The following is a 24389-nucleotide window of genomic DNA, read 5'->3' as shown; positions in this document are numbered from 1 at the left end:
TCAGTCTCCACTTTCAGTGTCGCGGTGTGCGCGTGCGGTGTCCGCGCGTTGCGAGGATCGCCAGCTAGTCGTTCTGCGGGAAACCGAGGTTGATCCCGCCGTGCTTCGCCGGATCAAGCCAGCGGCTCGTGATCGCTTTCTCGCGTGTGAAGAAGTCGAAGCCGTGCACGCCGTACGCTTTCGCATCACCAAACAGCGAGGCCTTCCACCCGCCGAAGGAGTGGTACGCAACGGGGACCGGGATCGGGACATTGATCCCGATCATGCCGACCTGGATCTCGTGCTGGAATCGGCGTGCCGCTCCCCCATCGTTCGTGAAGATCGCGGTGCCGTTGCCGAACTCACCCGAGTTGATCAGCGCAACACCCTCATCGAACGTGGCGACCCGGACAATCTCCAGCACCGGGCCGAAGATCTCCTCGGTGTAGGCGCGGGAGGTGGTGGGGATCCGGTCGATCAACGTCGGGCCGAAGAAGAAACCGTCTTCGGCGCCGTCGACGCGGAAGTCACGGCCGTCGACGACGATCGTCGCGCCATCCTGTTCGGCGATGTCGACGTAGGACGACACCTTCTCGCGGTGTGCCGCGGTGATCAGCGGCCCCATGTCGGGTTCGGGGGTCGTCGCGCCGTTGCCGATTGTGAGCTGCGCGATACGCTCCTGGATCTTGACGATCAGCTCATCGGCGACCGGCTCCACCGCCAGCACCACGGAAATCGCCATGCAGCGCTCGCCTGCCGCGCCGTAGCCGGCATTGATCGCTTGATCAGCAACGAGATCGAGATCTGCATCCGGCAGCACGAGCATGTGGTTCTTCGCACCGCCGAGTGCCTGCACGCGCTTGCCGTGCTTCGACGCGGTCTCGTAGATGTATTGCGCGATCGGTGTCGAGCCGACGAATGAGATCGACTGCACGATCGGATCGGTGAGCAGCCCGTCAACTGCGAGCTTGTCCCCATTGAGCACGGTGAACACGCCGGCAGGAAGGCCAGCCTCCGCCCACAGCTCTGCGAGCCAGAGCGCTGCCGACGGGTCTTTCTCCGACGGCTTCACGATGACGGCGTTCCCCGCGGCGATCGCAACGGGGAAGAACCACATCGGCACCATCGCTGGGAAGTTGAACGGCGAGATGATACCGGCGACGCCGATCGGCTGCTTGATCGAGTAGACGTCGATCCCGGTCGAAGCGTTTTCCGAGAACGCGCCCTTGATCAGGTGCGGGAACCCCGTCGCGAGCTCTACGACTTCCTGGCCGCGCAGGATCTCGCCCATCGCGTCCGAGCGCACTTTGCCGTGCTCGGCGGTGATGATGTCGGCGAGTTCGCCCTTGCGCGCGTTCAGCAACTCGCGGAACGCGAAGATGATGGTCTGGCGCTTTGCCATGGAGAACGCGCTCCAGGTCTCGAAGCCGCGCTGGGCCGATTGGATCGCCGCGGAGATCTCTGCTTCGCTCGCGAGCGCAACGTGCGCCTGCAGTTCGCCGGTGGCCGGGTTGTAGACGGGGGCCGTGCGGCCGCTCGTCGACTCGAAGCGTGCGCCGTCGATCCAGTGCGGGATAACGGGGAGAGTGTCGGTGCTCATAGTGGGTCCTCTTCGGGGAAGTCGGTGTGAGTCGGAAGTGTGGATGCGGTGCGCGGGATCCGGCCGTGCTACGGCAGGTTGCGGTGCACGAGACGCGCGGCAGTGTCGACGGCGCCGGCAACATCGCCATCGCTCGGGTACAGCAGCGTGCGGCCGACCGTCAGGCCGCGCACGCCTGGCAGCGCGAGCGCGCGCTCCCACGCGGAGTACATGATGTCGGGGGCGTCGCCGTTGTCGCCGCCCAACAGCAGCGTCGGCATCGTCGTTGCTTCCATGACGCGCTCCATCTCGGGCACGACTGGCAGCTTCATCCAGGTGTGGGCACTCGAGTTCCCGAGGCCCGAGGCGATTGCGGTGGAGAGGATCACGGCGTTCGCCGTCAGATCATTGATGACTTTGCCGTCGACTCGGCTGCTCATGAACGGCTCCAGCATGATTGGGAGTCCGGCGGCAGCAGCGGCGTCCACCGCCCGCGCAGTCGCCGCGAGCGTTGCTGCCGTGCCCTCGTCCTGCAGATCGACTCGGATCAGAGTCTTCGCAAAGTCAATCCCCTGCCGCACCATCGCTGGCACGTCGTACGCCGTGTAGCGATCATCGAGCTCGAAGGAGGCGCCGCGGAGGCCGCCGCGGTTCATCGAGCCGACAATGATCTTGTCGTCAAGCAGCCCGAGCGCTGCGAGGTCGTCAATAATGTCGGGGGTGCCGAGCACACCGTCAACGCCGGGCCGGGACAGCGCGAGCGCCATCCGCTCGAGCAGGTCGTAGCGGTTCGCCATTGCGGTCGGATTCTGACCAACGGCGATCGCGCCACGTGCCGGGTGATCCGCGGCGACGATGAACAGTCGCCCGTCGCCTTGGATCACATCGCGGCGGCGGCGTTCCGCGAGCGCGCGGGAGATCCCGGTGGGGTCGGCGGCGCGGAGTTCGCGCAGGCGATCAAAATCCAGTGTCATATCAGGCTCCCTGAGCGAGGATGGTGTTGACCTCGGCCGCGTCTGGCATCGCCGTCGAGCACTCGAGACGAGTGGCAACGATGGCACCAGCGACGTTGGCGAAGCGGAAAATCTGTTCGAGGTCCCAGCCCTCAAGGAGCCCGTGGCAGAGGGCGCCGCCGAACGCATCACCGGAGCCGAGGCCGTTGACGACGTCGACGAAGTGCGGCGCCACCTCGACCCGCTCAGCGCGGGTCTTCGCGAGCACGCCCTTGGGGCCCTGCTTCACGACGGCGAGCTCAACGCCGCGCTCAAGTAGCGCGTCAGCTGCCCGGTCCGGGTCTGTCTCGCCCACGGCGATCTCGCACTCCTCGCGGTTGCCAACCGCAACGGAGACGTGGTCGAGCGCGCGGCCCACCTGGGCGCTTGCCTCGGCGGGGTCTTCCCAGAACATGGGCCGGTAGTCGAGATCAAGGATCGTGTGCGTGCGGCGGCCACGTGCAGCGAGCGCCGCGTGGTGCGCCGCTCGGCTCGGCTCCTGGCTGAAGCCGGTGACGGTGAGCCACAGGATTTGAGCGGCCTGGATGGCCTGCTCGTCCAGATCCTCCACCGCGATCTCCAGGTCTGGCGCCTTCGGTTCGCGGTAGAAGTAGAGCGGGAAGTCGTCAGGCGGAAAGATCTCGCAGAAGGTGATCGGCGTCAGATACTGCGGGTCGACGCGCACCTCACGGGGGTCGACGCCGAGCCGATCAAGCTCTGCGAGCAGGTAGCGGCCGAAGGGATCATTGCCGACTCGGGAGACGAGCGCACTCGAGTGGCCGTATCGCGCAGCGGCGACTGCGACGTTTGCCGCGCTCCCGCCGAGATACTTCCCGAACGTGTCGACTGTGTCGAGCGTTACGCCGCTCTGGAGCGGGTAAATATCGACTCCGAGTCGCCCCATCACCAGCACGTCATCCGGACGTCGAGCCTCCGACATTCGATACCGCCTTTCCCCGCACGAGAGCGACATCGAAAGCGTCGCTGCATTTGTCCTAACAATAGCACGAATGCCGTAATCCACCAGGCGGAGCTGCGATGCCGGTAACATTGTCCGTACATAACGACATCGATGTCGGATATGTCACAGTCACCTGCAAGGAGAGCACATGAGCACCGACGCCGTTTGGCCCGATGAGGTTTTCGCCGACCTCGACCGCTCGGGCCCGGTGCCCCTCTACTTCCAGATCTCCACGCGGCTTGAGCGCGCGATCCGCGAGGGCACGATCCCTGCAGGCGCGCGGCTCGAAAACGAGATCGCCATCGGTGAGCGGCTCTCCCTCTCCCGGCCCACCGTCCGGCGCGCGATCCAAGAGCTCGTCGACAAGGGTCTCCTGGTGCGGCGGCGCGGGATCGGCACCCAGGTGGTGCAGGCGCGCGTCTCTCGCCCGGTTGAACTCACCAGCCTCCACGAAGATCTCGCGCGAGTGGGTCAATCCCCGACGACACGTGTGCTGTCACTCGAGCGCGTGCCGGCCGACGAAGCCACAGCGCTGCTGCTGCGCGTCGATCCGGGCACCGAAATCACCAAGATCCGACGCCTGCGCGGCACGGATGGCACGCCCGTAGCGATCCTCGAGAACTTCCTCCCGCCCGAATTCGCAGACATCACCGAGGAGGCGCTCACTACGCACGGCCTCTATGAGATCTTGCGCGCACGAGGCACCACGATCAAGGTAGCGAACCAGACGATCGGTGCCAGGCGCGCACACGGTGACGAGCACGAACTCCTCGACGTGCCGAAGGGCGGGCCGCTGCTCACGATGGACCGCGTCGCATTCGACCAGGGCGGCCGAGTGGTTGAAGCCGGCCACCACTGCTATCGACCCGATCTCTACTCCTTCGAAACCACGCTCGTCTCGCGGTAGCCCAGGCCCCCGGCACCGGTACCGGCACCGGATCCGCGAATCCGCGAACCCGCCCGTCGAGTTCACGCAGGAATTCCTCACTCACGCAGGAAGAAAACGCCGAATCCACTCCGCACGAGCTCGAATCTCCTGCGCGAGCTCGACAGCGGTGAGCGCGCCGCCGAGCTGCGCGCCCAGAAGCAGCCCCACCCCACCTATGCGGCGGAGTGCGCACCCAGGAGGCCAGCGTACGCCGTGAGCAGCTCCTCGGCCGACGCGCTCCAGCTTCTGGTGAGCGCGTGCGCCCGGGCGGCGGCCCCCATCGCGGCCATGCGCTCCGGATCTCCGAGCAGCTCTGTGATCGCCGCGGCCCAGGCTGCAGGATCCTCCTCAGTAACGAGCAGCCCGGTCACCTCGTCAAGCACGGCCTCGCGCAGCCCCCAGCTGCACGAGCAATCACGGGAATCCCCGAGGCCGCGGCCTCGAGCGCGACAAGCCCGAACGTCTCAGTGTGCGATGGCACGAGCACGAGCGTCGCCCGGCGAATACGCTCGGCGAGATCGGTGCGGCGCAGCGCTCCCTCGAACGCGGTGGTCGCGAGAATCCCGAGCCGGGCGGCCTGCTCATGGAGCTCACGCGCGTACTCATCCCCGTCAGGGGGCGGAGCGCCGACGATGCGCAACGCCGGGCGCTGCTCGGCCGGAATCTGCGCGACTGCGTCGAGGGCGAGATCAAAGCCCTTCAGCGGGTGCAAGCGGCCAACGGCGAGCACCTCAGCGCGGCCGCCGTGCGCGAACCAATCCTGACGCTCGGCGCACTCGCGCTTGGCACAGGGACGAAACAGCTCAGTATCCACCCCAAGCGGGACGACGCGCACACGCTCAGGATCGCCGCCCAGGTCCGCAATGATGGTGTCGCGCTCCGCGGCGCTCACTGCAATGAGCAGATCGGCTTCTCGGGCAAGACGGCGCTCGCCGGCGAGACGGCCCGGTGATTCGGGTCGCTCACCCGGCTGCTCTGACTCCTCGGCCACCGCAATCGAGTGGAAGCTCTGGACAAGCGGGATCTGCTGTTGCCGCGCAACTGGGAGCGCTGCAATCCCCGAGAACCAGTGCTCCGCGTGCAATACGTCAACGGGATCGCGCTCAAGTTCGGCCGCCAGCTGCGCTCCGAACGCGACCATCACTGGCTCGTGCTCCGCTTTCGCGAGCAGCCGTGCAGGCCCAGCATCAAGGTGCACGACCTGGAGCCCCGGAGCCAGTGTGACCCGCGGTGCGGATTCCTGATCCGCGCGACGCGTGAAGATTCGCACTGTATGGCCCGATCGCGCGAGCGCTTCGGCCTGTGCGCGCACCACAACGTTCATGCCGCCCGCATCTTTCGTGCCAGGCACGTCGAGCGGGGAGGTGTGCAGCATGACGAAGCCAACCCGCAGGCGCGGTGACTCCCAGGAGACGGTCATCCATCGAGCGTAGTCCGAAAATCACCGCAACGGGAATAGGCGACCATGAGGTTGCGTTGCGTTGCACGATACCCCTCAGGGGTATAGCCTCAGTGTCACACCCCCACGAATGGAGCACCATGAGCATCGCATCCGCCACCACTGATTTCCTCGTTACCGGGATGACTTGCGGCCACTGCGAGATGTCCGTCCGCGAAGAAGTCGGCGCAGTCCCCGGCGTCGCAAACGTCGAAGTGAGCGCCCAGACCGGCAAGCTCCGCGTCGAAACTGACGGCACAGTAGACGACGCCGCAATCGCCGCCGCGGTCACCGAGGCCGGTTACTCCGCGACCCGCGCCTAGCACGTGTGCACGGCGCCCTCCGAGAGAAACGGGTGTGGCCCGTCATCGCAGACCACACCCATTCCCCGGCGACTCGACGCTGCGCGGTTCGCAGCGCGAGCCCAGCGCGGATCCTCGTGGACACTCGCCGTGCACCCCATCAACGGGCTTGGTATGGTCGCAGCATGAACAGCGGTGAGGAACGCGAACCGGCCTGTGATCCCGATTTCAGTGCCGGCCACCCCGAGCGGCCAGCGACTCCCGAGGGCAGCGGCCACGCGCACGATCACGGCTTGCAGGGCGCCACCACGGCGACGGGAAAGCACCGCAAGCGACTCATCATTGTCCTTTCGATCACGCTGAGCGTCTTCCTCGTCCAGGTGATCGGCGCGCTGATCTCGAATTCACTCGCCCTGCTGGCCGACTCCGGGCACATGCTCACCGATGCGACCGGCGTCGCGATCGCGCTCATCGCCAGCCTCATCGCGACCCTCCCAACGAACTCCAAGCGCACCTACGGCTATCTGCGCGTCGAAGTGCTCGCCGCGCTCGTCAACGGCATTGTGCTCGGCGTGATCGCTGTCGTGATCTTCGTGCAGGCGATCGCCCGTTTCGGCGCCGAGGTCGAGATCGAGTCCGGGATCATGCTCTGGGCTGCGGTCTTCGGCGGGATCGCAAATCTCGTGTCGCTCCTGATACTGCGATCCGGTCAGAAAGAAAGCCTCAACGTGCGCGGCGCGTACCTGGAGGTGCTCGGCGATCTTCTCGGCTCCGCCGCCGTCGTCGTCGCTGCCCTCGTGATCATGATCACGGGCTGGACCACCATTGACCAGATCGCATCGATCGCCATCGCTCTTCTGATCTTCCCGCGTGCGATCAGCCTGCTCCGCGATGTCGTGGCCGTGCTGCTCGAGGGCGCACCCCAGAACATCGACGTCGACGTGGCGCGCGAGCACATGCTCGCCGTGCCGGGCGTCTCAGAGGTGCACGACGTGCACGCGTGGACGATCACCTCGGGTGTCCCTGCGTTCTCCGCACACGTCACGGTCACAGATGCCGCGTGGGACGAGCGCGGCTACCACGCGATCCTTGACGAACTGCGGGCCTGTCTCCACGAGCATTTCGACACCGATCACACGACGATCCAGCTCGAACCAGTGTCACACGGAGACGCCGGGCAACACCCGTAGCGACGCGTTACCCAACGCGGTGGTGTAGAACCGGTCTGCCGCATTTTCGACCACCACCCGTTCATCGCTCCGGACTCGTGATCGTGCACCAGACAGTCCGTCGGTGGTGCCTGCGACCGTCCACATGTCCACGCGATCCGGCCCGAAGCTCTGCAGGAGCTGCGGCGAGAGCACGAACGCGTAGGTGAGCGCCCCGGTGCCCGGCTCGTGTCCAACGAGTCGGCCAGCCAGCGCGACCGTGCGATCGCGCCGTCGGCTCCCGAGGACGAGCCACACCCGCGGCGCTCCGCGGGTCAGCCCGGCCGCGATGCGCCGGTTCAGGCCCCGGGCGGCACGGCTTCCTCCGAACAGCCGCATGGCCCGATCAATACGGCGCACCGCGCCCAACCGCGGCGCTCTCGGTATCCCACGCCGGAGCTGCGATCCGGCAGCAGCGGGCACCGCCGCGAGCGTGAGCTCAGTGCCGCGATCCGTTTCACGTACAGCCATGGCCTGAGCCTGATGCGCGCACTGCGATTCAGCGGCGATGATTGCGTCAAGCCCAGGAAGATCCCCGGCCCGAATGAGCGCAATCTTGCGGCGATCCGTGGGGTGCGCCACCCAAGCATCACACGCAGGTGGGAGGAACTCTTGCAGGAGTGCTCGATGCAGCGCGACCCAGGTCGCTCGAGTCGCCGGTGCCATGCGATCCCAGCGCTGCTGTGCGTAAAAGCGCAGCCCCTTACGCTGGAAGAACTGCAGCACGAGGCGGAGACCTGCGGCCTGATCTGGTGTGCCATCGATCAGGATCTGGGCAATGCGCCGGCACGACGCCACGTAGTTCTCGGGCTCTATCGCACGCGAGGAGATGTTCTGCCCGTCATCACGCAGCGCAATGAAGTACAGCGGGTGCTCTCCGCAGAGCATGATGTGGCGCGCACTCGTGTACGCCCTGGCGACAAAGATGCCGTCTTCGAGCCGCACCCGCTCCTCCGGAAACCTGAGTGCCGCCCGCTCAATGAGCTCGCGCCGGAAGAGCTTCTGCGGTGAGAGCGTCTCCATGGCCCGCGCGACCGAGATCCGCCCCGCCGGATGCCGCTGAAACAGCGATTGCACCCGCCTCCCTCCGGTGCCCGCAAAGCGCGGGATCACGATGTCGGCGCCACGCCCATCAGCCATCTCCACCATGTCGCGCAGCGCGCTTGGGGCCATCGTGTCGTCAGCGTCCATGAAAAACAGGTACTCGCCTCGTGCGCGTTCGATCCCCCGGTTGCGTGGACTGCCCGGCCACCCGCTATTGGGTTGGTGCAGCACGACCACGCGATCGTCTCCCAGCGCGAAGCGATCGAGTTCTGCTCCGGAGTGGTCCGTCGAACCATCGTTGATCGCGATGATCTCGATGTCGCCCAGATCCTGTGCGAGCACCGACTGCAGCGTGCTCGTGAGGTACGGCATCGCGTTGTACACCGGCATGATGACGCTCACTCGTGGTGCGTGCACTTCGCTCATCTGGTCCTCCACCCGTACGGGCGCAGAGGACGCTCCTCGTGCGCCCCCATGAGGACACTACCGAAGCGACGCTTGGGGTTTGCTGGCCGGGCGAGTGAGCTGAGAATGTTGCCAGCTCCCCCGGCCCGGCACCCGCCCCGAGTGCGGCCCCAGGGTGGCCCCAGGTCTCGGGGCGCCGTAAGGGTGGACCCTACAAGTTGCCAAGTAGCGTGAAGGAGAGGAAGCACCCTGGGAGGCAGGCGACGAGGCCGACAATGCCCCAGGTCCGGATCGCGCGCGATCCCACCGAGTGCCCGATCGCAGCGCCCACGCCAGCCAACGGCGCAAACAGCAGACAGGCGAGCCACATCCCATATAGCCACATGAGCCAGGAATAGCCAGGGGAGTGTTGCGTGGCACCCAGCCCGATCCAGCACACCGCGAGTCCCAGGAACGCACTCGCGACGAACCAGGCAGCGAGCGTCCGTCGCCTATTCGTCGAGCCCGCGCGGGCGCCGGAAGTCTCTGACCGTTCTGCGGCGCCACCGGCGTCATCTCCCGGTGCCCGTTCGGGTGCTGGAATCATTGCATCTCCGCTCGACCGAGCCCCGTGGTGCCACTCAATCGAGCAGCAGTGCCGGCTCCTCAAGCACGGAAGCGACGTCGGCCACGAAGCGGGAGATCACATCACCATCAACGATGCGGTGATCGAACGATCCGCCAACGGTCGTGACCATGCGCGGGCGCACCTCACCGTCAACCACCCACGGCTTCTCGCGAATCGTGCCCATCGCCATGATCGCGCACTCCCCCGGATTGAGGATGGGGGTGCCGAAGTCCATGCCGAACACACCAATGTTCGTGATCGTGATGGTCCCGTGTGCCATCTCCGCGGGCTGCGTGCGGCCGTCGCGAGCGGTGAACGTCAGCTGCTCGATCGCCTTCGCGAGTTCGAGCAGGCTGAGATCCTGCGCTTCTTTGATGTTCGGCACGACGAGGCCGCGGGGCGTGGCCGCCGCGATTCCGAGGTTCACGAAGTTGTGCCGGATGATCTCGGTTTCTGTGAAGGTCGAGTTCACCTCCGGGTTGCGTCGGATCGCCCACAGCATCGCCTTCGCAAAGATCAGCAGCGGCGATACCTTGACGCCAGCGAAATCCGAGGAGGTCTTCAGTCGCTTCACGAACTCCATGGTTCGGGTCGCATCGACGTCGGTGAACACGCCAACGTGCGGTGCCTCCGAAGAGCTCGCGACCATCGCTTTCGCGATCTGCTTCCGCATCCCCTTGAGCGGAATCCGCTCTTCGCGGAGCTCGGAGGGTTCTGGCGTCTCGCGATTGCGGAACACCCGCGCCTGCGTCACCTGGCGCTCGATGTCGGCGCGGAGGATCTCGCCTGCGGGCCCCGTTCCCTCGACCTCAGCCAGTGAGACACCCAGATCCTTTGCGAGTTTCCGGATCGGAGGCTTTGCAAGCACCGCCCCCGGTGCCGTCCCGGCAGCGGCAACCGCTGCAGGCAGGCCGTCCGCGCGAGGCAGCACAGGTTCGCCACCGCGGCGGCGACGTGACTTGGGTGCTCCGGTCGTGCCGTACCCGACGAGCACAGCCCCTGCCGGTTCCTCGTGCTCGACGCTCGCGGCGGTATCTGCCTCAATGTCTCGGGCTTCAGCTGAGACTGAGGCAGCGGAATCGATGGCACCCGATCCCCCTGCATCGCCGTGGCTCGGTGCCGCGTCAGCCGCTCCAGCCGCAGCTGCCACATCGGTTGATACCCGCATGATGGGGTCGCCCACTGGCACGGTTTGGCCGGGTTCGGCGAGCAGCTCGGTGACGGTGCCGACGAACGGGGAGGGAAGCTCGACGACCGACTTCGCGGTCTCAATCTCGCAGATCACCTGGTTGAGGGCGACGGCATCGCCGGGAGCCACGTGCCACGTGACGATTTCGGCTTCGGTCAATCCCTCACCGACGTCGGGCAGGGGAAACGACATTTCACTCATAGTGGTTCCTCCGTCGGGTTAATACTGCAGTGTACGGTCAACGGCCTCGAGCACGCGATCCGCGTCGGGGAGGTACAGCCCCTCGAGGTGGGCCGGTGGGAACGGCACGTCGTAGCCGGAGACGCGCAGCACGGGCGCCAGCAGCGCAGTGAACGCGTGTTCAGTGACCGTCGCGGCGACTTCGCTGCCGAGGCTCAGGCCGCCCTGTGCCTCCTGCGCAACGACGAGCCGTCCCGTCTTCCGAACGGACGCGATCAGTGGCGCGTAGTCGATCGGTGAGAGGCTGCGCAGATCGACAACCTCGAGGCTCGTGCCTTCTGATTGCGCAACCTCAGCGGCTTGCAGGAGCGTGGTCACCATTGCGCCGTGGCCGACGACGGTGCAGTCGGTGCCAGTGCGCGCGACCCGGGTCTGGTGCAGTTCGGCTGCTGGCGCGCTCGGATCGACTTCACCCTTCTGCCAGTACTTCGCCTTCGGCTCGAAGAACAGCACTGGATCCGGCGACTGAATCGCCTGCTGAATCATCCAGTACGCATCATTTGGTGTCGAGGGCGCGACCACCCGCAATCCTGGGGTGTGTGCGAAGTACGCCTCAGGGCTCTCCTGGTGGTGCTCGACCGCACCAATGTGCCCGCCGTAGGGCACGCGGATCACGATCGGCATCGACACGGCGCCGTCGTGACGGTTCGTGATCTTCGCCAACTGCGTCACGATCTGGTTGAACGCGGGGAAAATGAACCCGTCGAACTGGATCTCGCACACGGGGCGGTAGCCGCGCATCGCGAGCCCAATCGCACTCCCGATGATGCCGGCCTCCGCGAGCGGCGTGTCGAGGACGCGCGCTGAGCCGAACTCGGCCTGCAGCTTGTCCGTCACGCGGAACACCCCGCCGAGCGGGCCGATATCTTCGCCCATCAGGATGACTCGCTCATCCGCGGCCATGGCTGCGCGCAGCCCCTCATTGATGGCGCGCGCGATCGGCAGCGTACCGGGCTCGTTCAGTGTGGTCACCTGGCTCATGCGCCCACCCCTTCCTGGTGTTCAAACGAGGCCTCATACCGCGCCTGCCAGGCGCGCTGCTCCTCAATTCGCGGGTGTGCTGCTGAGTACACGTGCGCGAACATCGAGTCGGCAGTCGGCTTCGGCAGCTGCAGGATCGCATCGCGAGCGACCTTCGCCTCGCGGTCCGCGGTCTCCTGGACTTCGGCGAAGAAATCGTCCCCCACTCCGAGTGCACGGAGGTGATGCTCAAGGCGGGCGACGGGATCGCGCGCCTCCCAGTGGGCCAACTCTTCGGCCTCGCGGTAGCGAGTGGGATCATCGCTCGTGGTGTGCGCGCCAATCCGGTAGGTCAGGGCTTCAATGTAGCCTGGGCCGGCACCGGTGCGGGCAAGTTTCAAGAAGCGGCGCGCCACTGCGTAGGCAGCAAGCGGGTCGTTGCCATCGATCTGCACGGCACGGATCCCGAACCCGAGTGCGCGGCGGTAGAGCGGGGTGCGCGACTGTCGTGCCACCGGCACGGAGATCGCCCAGCGGTTGTTCTGCACCACGAAGACCTCGGGCGTCTGGTAGCTCGCGGCGAAGATCATTGACTCGTTCGCGTCCCCCTGACTGCTCGTGCCATCACCGTAGAACACAATCGTCGCCTCACCAGTGGCGGTTCCTGCCTCACCGGCGTCGAGCGTCGTATCCGCCGCCGCACGCTTGGCATCGAGCAACTGGCCGAGGGCGTAGCCCGTTGCGTGCTGCGTCTGCGCACCGAGCACGAGTGTGTACAGGTGGAAATTCCCGTTGGCCGGATCCGTGATGTCCCAGCCGCCGTGCGTCAGGCCGCGGAACTGCGCGGCGAGCTGCACGCGCGGCACGCCGCGGATATGCGCAACCGTGTGTTCCCGGTACGCGGGGAAGATGTGATCCTGCGGCTCAGCCGCGCGGCCGATGCCGGCCTGGCAGCCTTCCTGGCCGATGCTCGGAACCCAAAGGGCGAGCTGCCCCTGGCGCTGCAGGTGCGTGCACTCCACATCGAAGGCGCGCGTGGACACCATGTCGCGGTACCACTGCTGGAACTCGGCGACGCCGACCTCCGCCAGTTCATCCGCGTACTCCGCAGCGGTCGCGGAGGGCGCGTAGTTCCCCTCGTCGTCGAGGAACCGGATGGGGTCCGGATCCTGCAGGTCAATCGTGAGTGCGGATTGAGTCACGCGGCTCCTCCCAGCTGCGCGAGAAACTCGCGCACCGTGTCAATAATGAGGGCGAGGCTGTCTTCCTCGCCGACTGAAATTCGAACACCCTTGCCCGCGAATGGCCGCACGAGGGTGCCGACTGCAGCGAACGCTGCGGCGAGCGCGAGGGCGTCTGGGACACCGGCTGCGGCGTCGGGAGTGCCGAGGTCCGCGGCCTCCGGGATCCAGACGAAGTTGCCCTGGGCATCTGGCACCGTGATCCCGAGCTCGCGCAGGCCTGCGACGAGCCGGTCGCGGCGATCCACGATGGCGGCTACTCGCTCCGTGTGCACCTCGCGGGCCTCGGGAGTGAGTGAGGCCAGGGCGGCACTCTCGGCGATCCCGGTCACGGAGAGCGGGATCGCGACACTCGCTGCCGCGCGGAAGATGGCCGGATCGCCGACGCCGTAGCCAATCCGGAGGCCGGCAAGGCCGTATGCCTTCGAGAAGGTGCGCAGCACGACGAGGTTGGGGTGCGCGCTCAGCACATCTTCGCCGCGCACCGCTGCCGGATCCGTGACGAACTCGCGGTAGGCCTCGTCGAGCACGACGAGCGTGTCGCTGGGGACACGCGCCATGAAGCGATCGAAGTCGGCACGGCGCAGGGCGGGGCCGGTGGGGTTGTTGGGAGTGCACAGCAGGATGACGCGGGTGCGCTCCGTGATGGCGTCGGCCATCGCGTCCAGATCGTGTTCCGCGGTGGCCGTGAGGGCAATACCTGCGGGTGTCGCGCCGGAGGCGAGTCCGAGTGACGGGTACGCCTCGAAGCTCGGCCAGGCATACATATAGCTGTCGCCGTGGCCTGCCGCGGCGTGCACGAGCTGGTAGAGGATCGCAACGGAGCCCGCCGCGAGGTGCACGTATTCGCCTGAGGCCCCAAACTCAGCGCCGATTGCTGCGCGCAGCTCAGGCATTGCGGCCGCGGCGTAGCGGTTCACGTCGCCGCGGGAGGCGATGGCGTCTGCCACTCCTGGGAGCGGGGCGAACGGATTCTCGTTGCTGGAGAGTTTGAATCCGGCTGCCGACGGCGCCGCACCCTGCCGGTAGGCGGGTACAGCGAGCACATCGGCGCGGAGCCGCACCGGCGGCAATGCGTTGTCGCTCATAGGGTCCCAGTGTACTGAGGGGGTATCTCCGAGCGGGGATACACGCGTGTGGAGTCCCTGTGCGTGCGCGCCGGCCGGGGCGCACGCAGGCGAGCGCGAGTTCTCCACAGTTTTCCCCAGGCGTGCCCGATTCTGTGGATAACTTCTCGTTATTTAGAACACACGTGCCGAACATTGTGCACAGTCTGGGGAGAGATGTGTGGATAACTCGAACTTTTCTCCGAAATTACACCGCTGTAATTCACATGTCTGCCTTGCGATGCCGCCCGCAGTCCCCCGCAGCCCGACCTCAGCCCGCCCTCCCGCTCACCTTCTCGCACTCTGAACGATGGAATGCATGGCGGCGTTGCGCACTTCGGAGAACTTCCAGGCGGCGAAAGCACCTGCCCGCTCCGGGTGGGGTGCGGGGCAGGCAGGACGCAGCAGCAGGCCCCCACCCGGATGGGATCCGTGTGGGGGCCTGCTGCTGCGCTGAGCCGTGGCGCGCAGGAGTGCGGATTAGCTCTCGCGGCTCACCTCACGTCGGCGTGCCAGCACGATGGCCGCACCGGCGATCAGCAGGCACGCACCCCCGAGCACCAGCGGCAGTACGACGCCACCCGTGGTCGCGAGCGTTCCGTCCTTCGCGCCGGTGCCATTCGGGCCACCTGGCGCGCTTGGCGTGCCGGTGCCGGCATCCCCATCGGTCGAGCCGCCATCGGTGCCACCGTCAGTCGAGCCACCATCAGTGCTGCCATCGGTGCCACCATCAGTGCCACCATCAGTGCCGCCGTCAGTGCCGCCGTCAGTGCCGCCGTCGGTGCTGCCGTCGGTCGAGCCGCCATCGGTGCCACCGTCAGTGCCGCCGTCAACCGCGGGGGTCACAGTCAGCGCGGTCGCCACCTCTGCGCCATTGGGCAGGATCACCACGAGCTGGTGTTCACCGGCGGGCGTTGCCGCAGGCACGGTCGCGGTGAGCGCAAATGACCCATCAGCGGCAACGGTTGCGCCTCCGAGCGAGACGGGCTCGGAGCGCAGCTCCACCTCGACCTCGGATCCTGCAACGAATCCAGAACCCGTCAGCGTCACTTTGGATCCTGCAGCAACCGAGCCTGCCGAGACCTGCAGCGCAGGACCAGCAGGAATGTCAACGCCGGCCTCAGTCACGTACTTTGCCCCAGTGGCGTACTTCGTGATGGTGAACTCGTCGTACAGATCCCCGACAGCCTTGTCCGTCGTGGAGTTCGCGGTCTTTTCGGCCAGGTAGGAGCGGTAAACGAGCTGATCCGAGCTGACGTCAACCACCTGATAGGTGGTGACGCCTTCGCCACGCAGCACCTGCGTCGCACCGTTGTTCGTCCACACATTGTCCTTCTCCGGGGCGAGGTCGTAGTGCTTTGCACCAGAGTTCGACACTGCGTAGACGGGACCAGACGTGATCCCTGGCACATCCGTCGCAGTCTCATTCACGAAACCGCGCCCGTAAGTGTGGTCATGGCCCATGAGAACCAGGTCGATGTTGTGCTTCTCAAAGACCGGCACCCATCGCTTGCGCAGTTCGGGCTCATCCCGTCCAGCTGACGTGGAGAACACGGGCTGGTGGAACGTGACCACATTCCACTGAGACGGGCTCTCCGACAGGATAAAGTCGAGCCAGGCCGCCTGGTACTGCGTCCACAGGCTCGCCACCTGCTTCGATGGGCAGGTCGCTGCTGCACACGCCGGGAGGCCGTTCGGGGTGAGGAAGGTCGTGTCGCGCGTCGCATTCAGCGTGATGAAGCGGACGCCCTGGTAGTCCGTGTAATACACCGTCTCGGCGGCGAACTCGGCCCAGTGCGCAAAGTAGGCTGCTGCCTGACGCGCTTCTTCGGTGTCGCCCTGCGCAAGCTCGGCAAGCGCACCAATTGTCTCAAGCTTCGGCTGGTTGCGCGGATACTCGAAGTTCGCCTTCCACGCAGAGAGGAGCTTGTCGCCCGTATATTCATGGTTGCCAGGCGCGGCCATGACGTTGGTCGTCGCGGCTGAGGTTTTCATACCCTTGAACCAGTTGAGCCACTGCGTCTCATTGCTGGAGGAATCAATGAGGTCTCCGGCGTGCACTGAACCGATCGAGTTCGTGGTGCGCTCCTCCGCCTGGCGAACAACCTCGGGCCACGTGGTATCCAGGCCGATCTGCGCGTCACCGTAGTAGATGAACTGGAAATCGGTCTCAGCGGGATCCGCGGTACCGAATTCGATCCACTCGCTCCAACTGCCCGGCAGTCCGACTCGGTAGCGGTAGTCGGTGCCCGGAGCGAGCCCGTCAACCGTCGCCGAGAAGTGCTGATTCGGGTTGCCGTTGACCACGCCTGCGGCGTAAGCGTCAACGGTGCGGGTGTCTCCGCCAGCAGCGAGCCCGATTTCGACCTGCCCGATGTTGTGACTCGCATCGCCTGCCAGCCACGAGAACGACTGCGATGTCTCGGGTGTTTCAGTGGGCGTGAGGATCACGCGCGTCGGCGGCACGTCGACAACCTGACCGGGCTGCCCTGCGGCCGTGAGCGTGAGCGTTGACATGTCGAAATACGCATCGGACGAGCTCGCGCGATCCTGGTAGAGCGCCACAGCGATCGTGTTTTCGCCGTCGTGCAGCAGCTCACCACTCGCAGAGAACGTGCTCGAGACGGGGTCCCCATTGCTGTTGCCCGCATACTCGAGGTTCGTCGTCTCGGTGATCCGCTGATCCTCGTAGCTCGCGACCTTCGTGCCGTTGATCCACACGACGAGAGCGTCGTCGTAGATCACAGTGCTCGTGAGCGAGGCGACCTGCTCCGCGACGCCGGCGTCGAGATCGAAGCTCGTGCGGAAGAAGTAGCTCGGGATCGTCGGCGCAGCCGCACCGTCAATGTAGTGCTCCAACTTCGTGGCCGGCGTGTAGGGGCCGACCGCGACGAGCTTATTGTTCTTCACTCCGAAGCCGCCCGCAGCGGTCTTCCAGTTCGTATCGTCGTATTCGGGGGCGACCCACGATCGGACGTTCGCGTCGCCGCGTGCCGGATCGGTGTTGTCGTCGAGATACTGCCACGACGTACCGGTGCTCACGAGCGGAGCGGCCGGCACCTCCGGCGTCGCTGACGCCGCGGTCGGGATGAGCAGACTGCCACCGAGCAGTGTGGCAACGGCAACGGCGATGCCGCCCCGTCTCGCACGCGCCGCGGGGTTTGACTGGGACATTGCATTCCTTCGCTTGAGTAGTGCAGAGGTTCGCGCCCCGCGCACAACGGGGCCTGAACCATCCCAGCAACTCGGGGTGGCCACGCCGCGGCTGGCGAGTAACCGGGCGGCGACCCAGCGGTGTCCGCACTGTGAACAGGCGGGGCGGCTGCCCTCGGGGAAGGCCAACTGCACCCGCGCTGGGGGAACACGCCGCGCAGCGAACGCAGGCTGCGCAGAGCGCGCAGTGTCACGCTCCAGCTCCAGCTCCAGCTCCAGCTCCAGCTCCAGCTCCAGGTGTCAGAATAGAGGTATGCGATCGATCATCCGGGTACTCGTCAGCGCGTTCGCGCTGTGGCTCACCACGCTCATCGTTGGCGGCAATGGTGACCACGGCGTCTGGATCAAGGCGATCGAAACCGACGCCTACGGACATCTGATCACACTGCTGCTCGTCGCGCTCGTGTTCGGTCTCGTGAACGGCACACTCGGGCGAGTGGTGCGGTTCGTATCGATCCCGCTCTACATCATTACGTTTGGTCTGTTCGGACTCATCGTGAACGGCATCATGATTGCCGTGGTGGCCTGGATCAGCAGCCTTGCGGGCTTCGGCCTGCAGGTGGAGAGCTTCTGGTGGGGCGTGCTCGCTGCGCTCGTGCTCTCGATCCTCTCCGGCATCATGAACAGCCTCCTCGGCACCAAGAAGAAGCGCGGGCGGTAGGCGGTCATATACTCCGCATACGCCGCAGGCGACTCCGCCGCAGGGGCTGCGGCTGCGGCTGCGGCTGCGGCTGCGGCTGCGGCTGCGGCTGCGATCAGGGTTCCACGCTGTGATGCAGCTTCCGCAGCGCGCGGCGAGACACCAGCAGAGTGCTGCCCGCGCCGAGGGCGACTCCGCCGCAGGCGAGCAGGCCGAACAGCTGAGAACCCGTTGCGGCAAGGTCGCCCGCGTCCGCCTTGGGCGCATCGGGTCCCGGCACCCCGGTGGCCGCACCGCATGGTCATACTTCGAGTCCGGCGCAGGCGTCCGATCCAGATCCGGCCTCTGCCCCGGATCCGGCTCCTGCTCGCCATCGGGTGCCTCACGTGCCACCCTGAAGTGGCGAGTCACCACCGTGCCGCTCGGTTCAGCTCCGAGTTTCAAGACGACGTTTGTTCCCGCGAGTGCCTCTGAAACCTCAACCGTTACTCGCGCTGCGCCATCCACAATCTGCACGGAGCCCAGCTCGGTGTCATTCACCACGACGTTCAATCGAGTGTTCTCTGGCGCACCAGCGCTCGTCAGATCGAGTTCTGAAATGTCGAACTCCAGCGTGCTTCCCGCAGCAACTTCCGTCCCCGCCAGCAGTGAGGCTGATCTCTCGGCTTCGACGAATTTGACCCCGTGCTTCACAAAACTCGGAGCGATCGGCGTCTGCGCACTCAACGCGGCAAAGTACTGCTGAAATCCTTCGACATCGAGCATTCCCGAGTCCGTGACGTTCGTCAGTGTCGAGCCCTCATGGAAGTTCACAAGGCCGAGTAGGATCCCGCCCGTGAGCCCCACCCGATAGCGTTGCGCGGCATCCACCGCTTCTCCATCGACGGTGATCGAGGTGATCCGATCGCCCTCCGGTCTGCCGTCGTCATAGGTATACGTGAGGTTGTCCGAGAGGGCCAGCTGGACGTATCCCTGTGCTTCTCCCTGTGCGGTTCGCTGCCACTGCTGCTCGAGCAACCGTTTCAGCTGGGCACCCGTGATATCAGCGGAGGTGATCCTGTCTCGGATCCCGAAGGTGTCAATGATCTGCCGCACAGGAACGTCCCCTGCCGCGTCAGGGAGGAGGTCGCTGCGGATGAAGTTGGGGAGCGAAAGCCCGATCTGCGGGGGCACTTCCTGATCCTGCTGCACATCACGGAACATATTGGCCACGAGTGTGCCGAGCGCGGACTCCAGCGTCCGTTGACCCGTGAGCCCACCCGTGTAGCGCCCGTCGATAACCTGGCCCCCACTAAACGCTGTCGTGATGGGGGCGGTGGCCCGTCCCGCCGACGTGTTCCCCGTCATTTCGGCGTGCAGGAGGGCCTCGTCCACGATCCGCTCGACGGCCGCCACTCTTGGGAACTGCGAAACCAACGCAGTATCCGGCACCGTGCTTCGCGGAACCAACTCAGCGGTCGAGGAGATCACTGTTTGGGACCCGCGGTCGTAGCGCAGCGTCACTTTGCCGATCATCTGGCCAAACGAGCCAGTCTGAATGACCGGCCGGGTCTGCTCAGAGCTGCCAGGGACAGGCGCTTGGTACACGTATTGAGTGTGCGTGTGGCCGGTGAAGAGCGCGTCAACCAGCGGCGATGTTTGGGTCATGAGGTTCGCAAGAACACCGCCTTGGACAAGCTCATCGTCCACCGTTGCTGGCGGCGACTGCAATCCGCCCCCGTCGTGTACGACCGCGACTGTCAGGTCGGCGAGGTCGTGGTGCTCGATCTCTTCCGCCGTGCGATTGAGCGTGTCAATTGTGGCGAGGAACTTGGGGTCCCCTGCGGGGAACTGGACTTGCGTATCTGGCGTAGTGACGCCGATGATGGCGACTCGCAGGCCGTCGACCGTGTGAACGGAGTAGGCGCCGGTCTCCAATTCCCCCGTGGAGCCGTTGACCATGTTTGCTGCAAGAAACGGGAACCTCGCTTCGTGCGCCAACTTCGTGAACTGGTCATATCCGATAAACAGCTCATTGTTCCCCACGGCTGAAGCGTCGAGATCCAGCGCATTGAGCACGTCGATCGTGGGCGTATCTCGCTGCACCGAAGACGCATAGAGCGAGTTGCCGAAGTTATCGCCTGCGCTGACAAAGAGCGTGTTGTCCGCCCCTCCGGCTGCACGGATCTGCTCGATCGTTCCCGCCCACTTCACCGTGTTCTCATCGATTCGGCCGTGGAAGTCGTTGACAAAGGCGAAGGTAATATCGCTCGTGTCACGCTCCGCCGCCGCCGCGGCGGTCACGGGCGGGACGAGCGTGAGCGCAAGCGCTGCACCTCCGGCGAGCGCTCCCCACATACGGGGTCCGCGGCGTTTCGACATGGGGTGATCTCCTGGAATACGGCTCGGCAGCCGGGCTCTCCCCCCAAGTGCTCACGCTAATTCGAATCCACTCATTGGTCAACCCTTGTGGAAAAACCAGGGGCCCGCGCCCCGACCCCATCACCAGCCGCCTCGGCATCCGGAAGAAGCGCGGGTGGGAGACGCTCCTGGCCCACCGGCGCCAGATCAGGCACACTGGACACGTGACTGCCCCCTACCGCATCAGCTTCATATGCACCGGAAACATCTGCCGCTCCCCCATGGGTGAGGTGGTGCTGCGACAGCTCATCGCCGACGCCGGGCTTGCCGACCGCTTCGAGGTCACCTCACGCGGCACTGGCGGCTGGCACCAGGGCGATCCGGCCGATCCCCGCACCCTCGCAGCCCTCGCAGCGCGCGGGTACGACGGCGCCACACACCGCGCTGCCCAGCTCACAGACGCCGACATCAGGGACCACGACCTACTTATCGCCCTCGCACGCGACCACGAGCGGGCCCTGCTGGATCGCGGCGCTGATCCAGATCGCGTTGCGCTCCTCACCACGTGGGATCCGGATCAGCCCAGCGATCCCGATGTGTTCGACCCGTACTACTCTGACGCTGACGCGTTCGACACCGTCCTCACCCAGGTCGAGCGCAGCGCGGCCGCGGTGCTGGAACAGCTGCGCGCCTCACGGCGTCACTGAGTCCACGGGCCGGCCCCGCGCATGGGAGAATGAGCGTGGATCGCGCGCCCGCACGTGAGGGCAGCTGCGCCACGCCCCAGCCGCCCGACCCGCACGGAGACGCCATGACACCCCTGCCCCCGCAGCCCATCAGCCCCCTCGACGGCCGCTACTTCGCCGCCGTCGCACCACTCGGCGACACGCTTTCCGAAGCCGGGCTGAACAAGGCCCGCGTCCACGTCGAGGTGGAGTGGCTCGCGTACCTGACCGAGCACTCGCTGCTCGGCGGCACGCCGATTCCCGCGGACCAGCTCGCTCAGCTGCGCGCGTGGGCCGCCGATTTCGGCCAGGCCGAGATCGACGAGCTCGCCGAGACCGAGAAGACCACACAGCACGATGTGAAGGCCGTCGAGTACCTCGTGCGCGCCCGCCTGGAAGCACAGGGCCTCGGCCACCTCGCCGAGCTCACCCACGTGTGCTGCACGAGCGAGGACATCAACAACCTCTCCTACGCACTCACGGTGAAGCAGGCGATCGCCGAAGTGTGGCGCCCCCGCTTCGAGCGTGTCATCGCGGAATTGGCCCGCCAGGCCGAGGAGTACCGCGAGCTGCCGATGATGAGCCGCACACACGGCCAGCCGGCGACGCCGACAACGCTCGGCAAAGAGCTCGCCGTGTTCGTGTACCGCCTCGAGCGGCAGCTGAACCAGATCGATGACATCGAGTACCTCGGCAAGTTCTCCGGTGCGACCGGCACCTTCGCCGCGCACCTCGCCGCCGATCCGGATACTGACTGGGCGCAGGTCTCGCAGCAATTCGTTGAGGGACTCGGGCTCGATTGGAATCCGCTCACCACACAGATCGAGTCACACGACTGGCAGGCGGAGCTGTACACTCGCGTCGCTCACGCGAACCGGATCCTGCACAATCTCGCCACCGATATCTGGAGCTACATCTCCATCGGCTACTTCCGGCAGATCCCGGTTGCCGGCGCAACCGGCTCCTCGACGATGCCGCACAAGGTCAACCCAATCCGCTTCGAGAACGCTGAGGCCAACCTCGAGCTCTCGAACGCGATTCTCGATTCACTCGCGGCGACGCTCGTGACGAGCCGCTGGCAGCGCGACCTCACGGACTCTTCGGCACAGCGCAACATCGGGGTCGGCCTCGGGCACTCGGTGCTCGCACTCGACAACATCCTGAAGGGCCTGGGCCAGATCGATGCGGCCCCTGAACTGCTCGCAGCGGATCTCGACGCGAACTGGGAGGTGCTCGGCGAGGCGATCCAGACGGTGATCCGTGCGGAGGTGGCTTCCGGGCGCTCGACGATCAGCGATCCCTACGCCGCGCTTAAAGAGCTCACGCGCGGGCGCCGGATCGGCCAGGCCGAGCTCGTTGAGTTCGTCTCTGGCCTCGAAATTGGTGATGCGGCAAAGCAGCGCCTGCTCGCGCTCACCCCAGCGACCTACATCGGCGACGCTGCGAAGCTGCTCGACTACCTGACTCGCTAGTCGCCAGCGTCCCACACAAGAGCGCCCGGTGCAGCCTGCAGGCCGCGCCGGGCGCTCTTGCTGTGCAGCCCGGTGTCCATCAGCGTGCGACGAGGCTGGCGTCGGCGCGCGACGAAGCTGGCACCGGCGCGCGACGAGACTGGTGTCATTCAGTGGCCTCCCACCCGGCGCCATAGTGGAGCAACTCGCTACGATGTGAGCATGAGTACCGCGCCGAAGCCTGCCAAGAATGCGCGGCGCCGTGTTCCGATTTCGGCCCTCTTCGACCAGTTTTTCTTCATCTATGCTGGCCTCGCCGCCGTTTGGCTTGCGTGGTTGATCCTCACCGAAACCTTCCACATCGGGTGGTTCGGGATCCTGTTCTTCATTGCGTTCTGGGTGCTCCTCGCGTATCTCGTACTCCCCCGGCTGCACCGCATACTGACGTCAATTTACGTGCCCGACTACTTCATCGGGCGCACTCGAACGAGCGACGGATTGCTCGGTGATCCCATCAACTTGGCCCTCCGCGGCCCAGCAGATGAGCTCCACGCAGCCATGCTCGCGGCAGGATGGACACGCGCCGATGCGGTGACGCTGCGCTCCTCGTGGGGCATCATCGTGTCGACAGTGACGAGGCGCAGCTACGACCGCGCACCCGTGAGTCCGCTGTTCCTGTTCGGGCGCATGCAAGACTTCGCCTACCAGCAAGAAGTTGAGGGGAACCCCGCAAAGCGGCACCACGTGCGGTTCTGGCGCACGCCCGATGATTGGCTGCTGCCCGGTGGCTCGCGCGTCGATTGGCTTGCTGCTGGCACGTTCGACCGCGCTGTCGGTTTCTCGCTGTTCACACTGCAAATCACGCACCGGATCGACGCCGATACAGATATCGAGCGCGACCATGTCGTGGCGACCGTGCGGTCAGCCAACCCGGCAGTGAGCCTGGTGACCCTGCACGACTTCTCGACCGGGTACCACTCCCGAAACGGTGGGGGCGACAGCATTCGGACGGATGGCGATTTGCCGATCATCGTGCTGCCGGGAGGTGACGCTTCGGATGTCAACTGAACCACGGAAACGGATCGCGATCGAGTCGGCTACTGACCTGCTCACAGCCGAGCCGCCGCGTGCACAGACTGGGCGCCGCCCTGGCGCGCTCACCGGGGGCATTGTGCTGGTCTTCTTGCGTGCGCTGGGCGGGCCGCTCTGGATCCTGGGGTTCCTGACCGAGTGGCCGGGGCTGCGCGACGACTTCGACCTCGATAGTGAGAGCGCCGCCGTCGTGCTGGGCATCGTGGTCGGGGGCGTGGCACTCTGGGCGCTCGTGCTCCTGTGCTTCGCATTCGGGCTGGTGCGTGGGAGCAACACTGCGCGCATGCTCACGCAGTTTTGGGCGGCGATCAGCATCACGGCTGCGGCGATTACGTACTTCTCGACGAGCGAGTCGATCACCGTGCGCGCGACGCTGCTGACGCTGGCACTCGATATCCTGATCCTGCTGGCGCTCTCAAGCCGCAACGCCCGCTCCTGGACCCGCGGGAGGTCCCGGCGGTGGATCGCGTTCTCCAGCGCCGCACCGCGCCGCACCCCGCACCACTAGTCCACTGGGCGGATCAGAGGCTGCGCGGATCAGAGGCTAGCGGCTCAGACACTGGCGCGTCAGCTACTGGCGGCGTCCTGCGCTGGCAGCACCGTCGAGCTCACGCAGGAGATTCGAGTTCCCGCAGGCCCAAGGCGCCGAATCGTTCCTGCGTGAGCTCAGAACTCCTGCGCGAAGTGAAACGCGGGACGGCACTGCTCAGCGCGGGTTCCTCAGGGCCGGACCCTCAGTGCAGGTTCCT

General features: G+C 65.9%; 18 protein-coding genes and 2 pseudogenes. 8 read left to right on the top strand and 12 right to left on the bottom strand.

Features of this window, described 5'->3' with window-relative positions; translation table 11 throughout:
• Nucleotides 1-64: 64 nt before the first annotated feature.
• The 3 genes from K1X41_RS09295 to iolC form a co-directional block, all read right to left on the bottom strand.
• Complete coding sequence (locus tag K1X41_RS09295; RefSeq protein ID WP_133616354.1) at nt 65-1579, bottom strand: CoA-acylating methylmalonate-semialdehyde dehydrogenase; 1515 nt, start codon at nt 1577-1579, stop codon at nt 65-67.
• Between the two features lie 68 nt (nt 1580-1647).
• On the bottom strand, nt 1648-2532 hold the full coding sequence (locus K1X41_RS09290) for a Cgl0159 family (beta/alpha)8-fold protein (RefSeq protein WP_133616353.1): 885 nt from the start codon (nt 2530-2532) through the stop codon (nt 1648-1650).
• 1 nt (nt 2533) lies between these two features.
• Entirely contained in the window at nt 2534-3490 is a 957-nt protein-coding gene (gene iolC / locus K1X41_RS09285; protein WP_133616352.1) for a 5-dehydro-2-deoxygluconokinase, read from the bottom strand.
• A gap of 169 nt (nt 3491-3659) precedes the next feature.
• On the opposite strand from iolC, the gene K1X41_RS09280 reads away from it, so the two are divergent.
• Nucleotides 3660-4418, top strand: a complete 759-nt coding sequence (locus K1X41_RS09280; protein ID WP_132205511.1) for a GntR family transcriptional regulator — start codon at nt 3660-3662, stop codon at nt 4416-4418.
• 194 nt (nt 4419-4612) lie between these two features.
• Here the strand turns inward: K1X41_RS09280 and K1X41_RS09275 are convergent.
• Nucleotides 4613-5763 (bottom strand): annotated as a pseudogene (locus tag K1X41_RS09275) (glycosyltransferase).
• Nucleotides 5764-5978: 215 nt separating this feature from the next.
• Here K1X41_RS09275 and K1X41_RS09270 point away from each other — a divergent pair.
• Both K1X41_RS09270 and K1X41_RS09265 read left to right on the top strand, forming a co-directional pair.
• A complete protein-coding gene (locus tag K1X41_RS09270) occupies nt 5979-6200 on the top strand; it encodes a heavy-metal-associated domain-containing protein (protein WP_132205515.1) in 222 nt (73 codons plus the stop codon).
• Between the two features lie 164 nt (nt 6201-6364).
• Entirely contained in the window at nt 6365-7369 is a 1005-nt protein-coding gene (locus K1X41_RS09265; protein WP_220174436.1) for a cation diffusion facilitator family transporter, read from the top strand.
• On the opposite strand, the gene K1X41_RS09260 is transcribed toward K1X41_RS09265, so the two are convergent.
• From K1X41_RS09260 to K1X41_RS09230, 7 genes are all read right to left on the bottom strand, one after another.
• Complete coding sequence (locus K1X41_RS09260) at nt 7340-8857, bottom strand: glycosyltransferase family 2 protein (RefSeq protein WP_220174435.1); 1518 nt, start codon at nt 8855-8857, stop codon at nt 7340-7342. The two genes, K1X41_RS09265 and K1X41_RS09260, sit on opposite strands and share 30 nt — an antisense overlap.
• Nucleotides 8858-9047: 190 nt before the next feature.
• Entirely contained in the window at nt 9048-9422 is a 375-nt protein-coding gene (locus K1X41_RS09255; RefSeq protein WP_220174434.1) for a hypothetical protein, read from the bottom strand.
• Nucleotides 9423-9456: 34 nt separating this feature from the next.
• Nucleotides 9457-10833: a dihydrolipoamide acetyltransferase family protein gene (locus tag K1X41_RS09250; protein ID WP_133616348.1), complete on the bottom strand. Its 1377-nt coding sequence runs from the start codon at nt 10831-10833 to the stop codon at nt 9457-9459.
• A gap of 18 nt (nt 10834-10851) precedes the next feature.
• A complete protein-coding gene (locus K1X41_RS09245) occupies nt 10852-11853 on the bottom strand; it encodes an alpha-ketoacid dehydrogenase subunit beta (protein WP_132205525.1) in 1002 nt (333 codons plus the stop codon).
• The gene (locus tag K1X41_RS09240; protein ID WP_132205527.1) at nt 11850-13034 is read right to left on the bottom strand and encodes a thiamine pyrophosphate-dependent enzyme; all 1185 of its coding nucleotides are present in this window, start codon (nt 13032-13034) and stop codon (nt 11850-11852) included. Before K1X41_RS09240 ends, K1X41_RS09245 begins: the two co-directional genes overlap by 4 nt.
• Nucleotides 13031-14161: a histidinol-phosphate transaminase gene (locus tag K1X41_RS09235; RefSeq protein ID WP_220174433.1), complete on the bottom strand. Its 1131-nt coding sequence runs from the start codon at nt 14159-14161 to the stop codon at nt 13031-13033. Before K1X41_RS09235 ends, K1X41_RS09240 begins: the two co-directional genes overlap by 4 nt.
• A gap of 498 nt (nt 14162-14659) precedes the next feature.
• Nucleotides 14660-17353 (bottom strand): purple acid phosphatase family protein, encoded by a 2694-nt coding sequence (locus tag K1X41_RS09230; RefSeq protein ID WP_220174432.1) that lies wholly within the window; start codon nt 17351-17353, stop codon nt 14660-14662.
• Here K1X41_RS09230 and K1X41_RS15960 point away from each other — a divergent pair.
• The gene (locus tag K1X41_RS15960; protein WP_309478081.1) at nt 17268-18053 is read left to right on the top strand and encodes a phage holin family protein; all 786 of its coding nucleotides are present in this window, start codon (nt 17268-17270) and stop codon (nt 18051-18053) included. The genes K1X41_RS09230 and K1X41_RS15960 overlap by 86 nt on opposite strands.
• A gap of 843 nt (nt 18054-18896) precedes the next feature.
• Here the strand turns inward: K1X41_RS15960 and K1X41_RS16120 are convergent.
• Nucleotides 18897-19235 (bottom strand): annotated as a pseudogene (locus K1X41_RS16120) (5'-nucleotidase C-terminal domain-containing protein); the annotation flags it as partial.
• A 1361-nt stretch (nt 19236-20596) separates the two neighbouring features.
• On the opposite strand from K1X41_RS16120, the gene K1X41_RS09220 reads away from it, so the two are divergent.
• From K1X41_RS09220 to K1X41_RS09205, 4 genes are all read left to right on the top strand, one after another.
• Nucleotides 20597-21079 carry a low molecular weight protein-tyrosine-phosphatase gene (locus tag K1X41_RS09220; protein WP_243736030.1) on the top strand — a complete coding sequence of 161 codons (483 nt, stop codon included), beginning with the start codon at nt 20597-20599 and terminating at the stop codon, nt 21077-21079.
• 104 nt (nt 21080-21183) lie between these two features.
• Nucleotides 21184-22569, top strand: a complete 1386-nt coding sequence (gene purB / locus K1X41_RS09215; protein ID WP_132205533.1) for an adenylosuccinate lyase — start codon at nt 21184-21186, stop codon at nt 22567-22569.
• A 201-nt stretch (nt 22570-22770) separates the two neighbouring features.
• A complete protein-coding gene (locus tag K1X41_RS09210) occupies nt 22771-23616 on the top strand; it encodes an LssY C-terminal domain-containing protein (protein ID WP_220174430.1) in 846 nt (281 codons plus the stop codon).
• Nucleotides 23606-24148, top strand: a complete 543-nt coding sequence (locus K1X41_RS09205; protein WP_133616344.1) for a hypothetical protein — start codon at nt 23606-23608, stop codon at nt 24146-24148. Before K1X41_RS09210 ends, K1X41_RS09205 begins: the two co-directional genes overlap by 11 nt.
• Nucleotides 24149-24389 lie beyond the last annotated feature (241 nt).

The organism is Leucobacter luti (assembly GCF_019464495.1).
Taxonomy (GTDB): domain Bacteria; phylum Actinomycetota; class Actinomycetes; order Actinomycetales; family Microbacteriaceae; genus Leucobacter; species Leucobacter luti_A.
The sequence above is the reverse complement of the archived record's forward strand: the minus strand, read 5'-3'. Positions and strand labels throughout refer to the sequence as shown.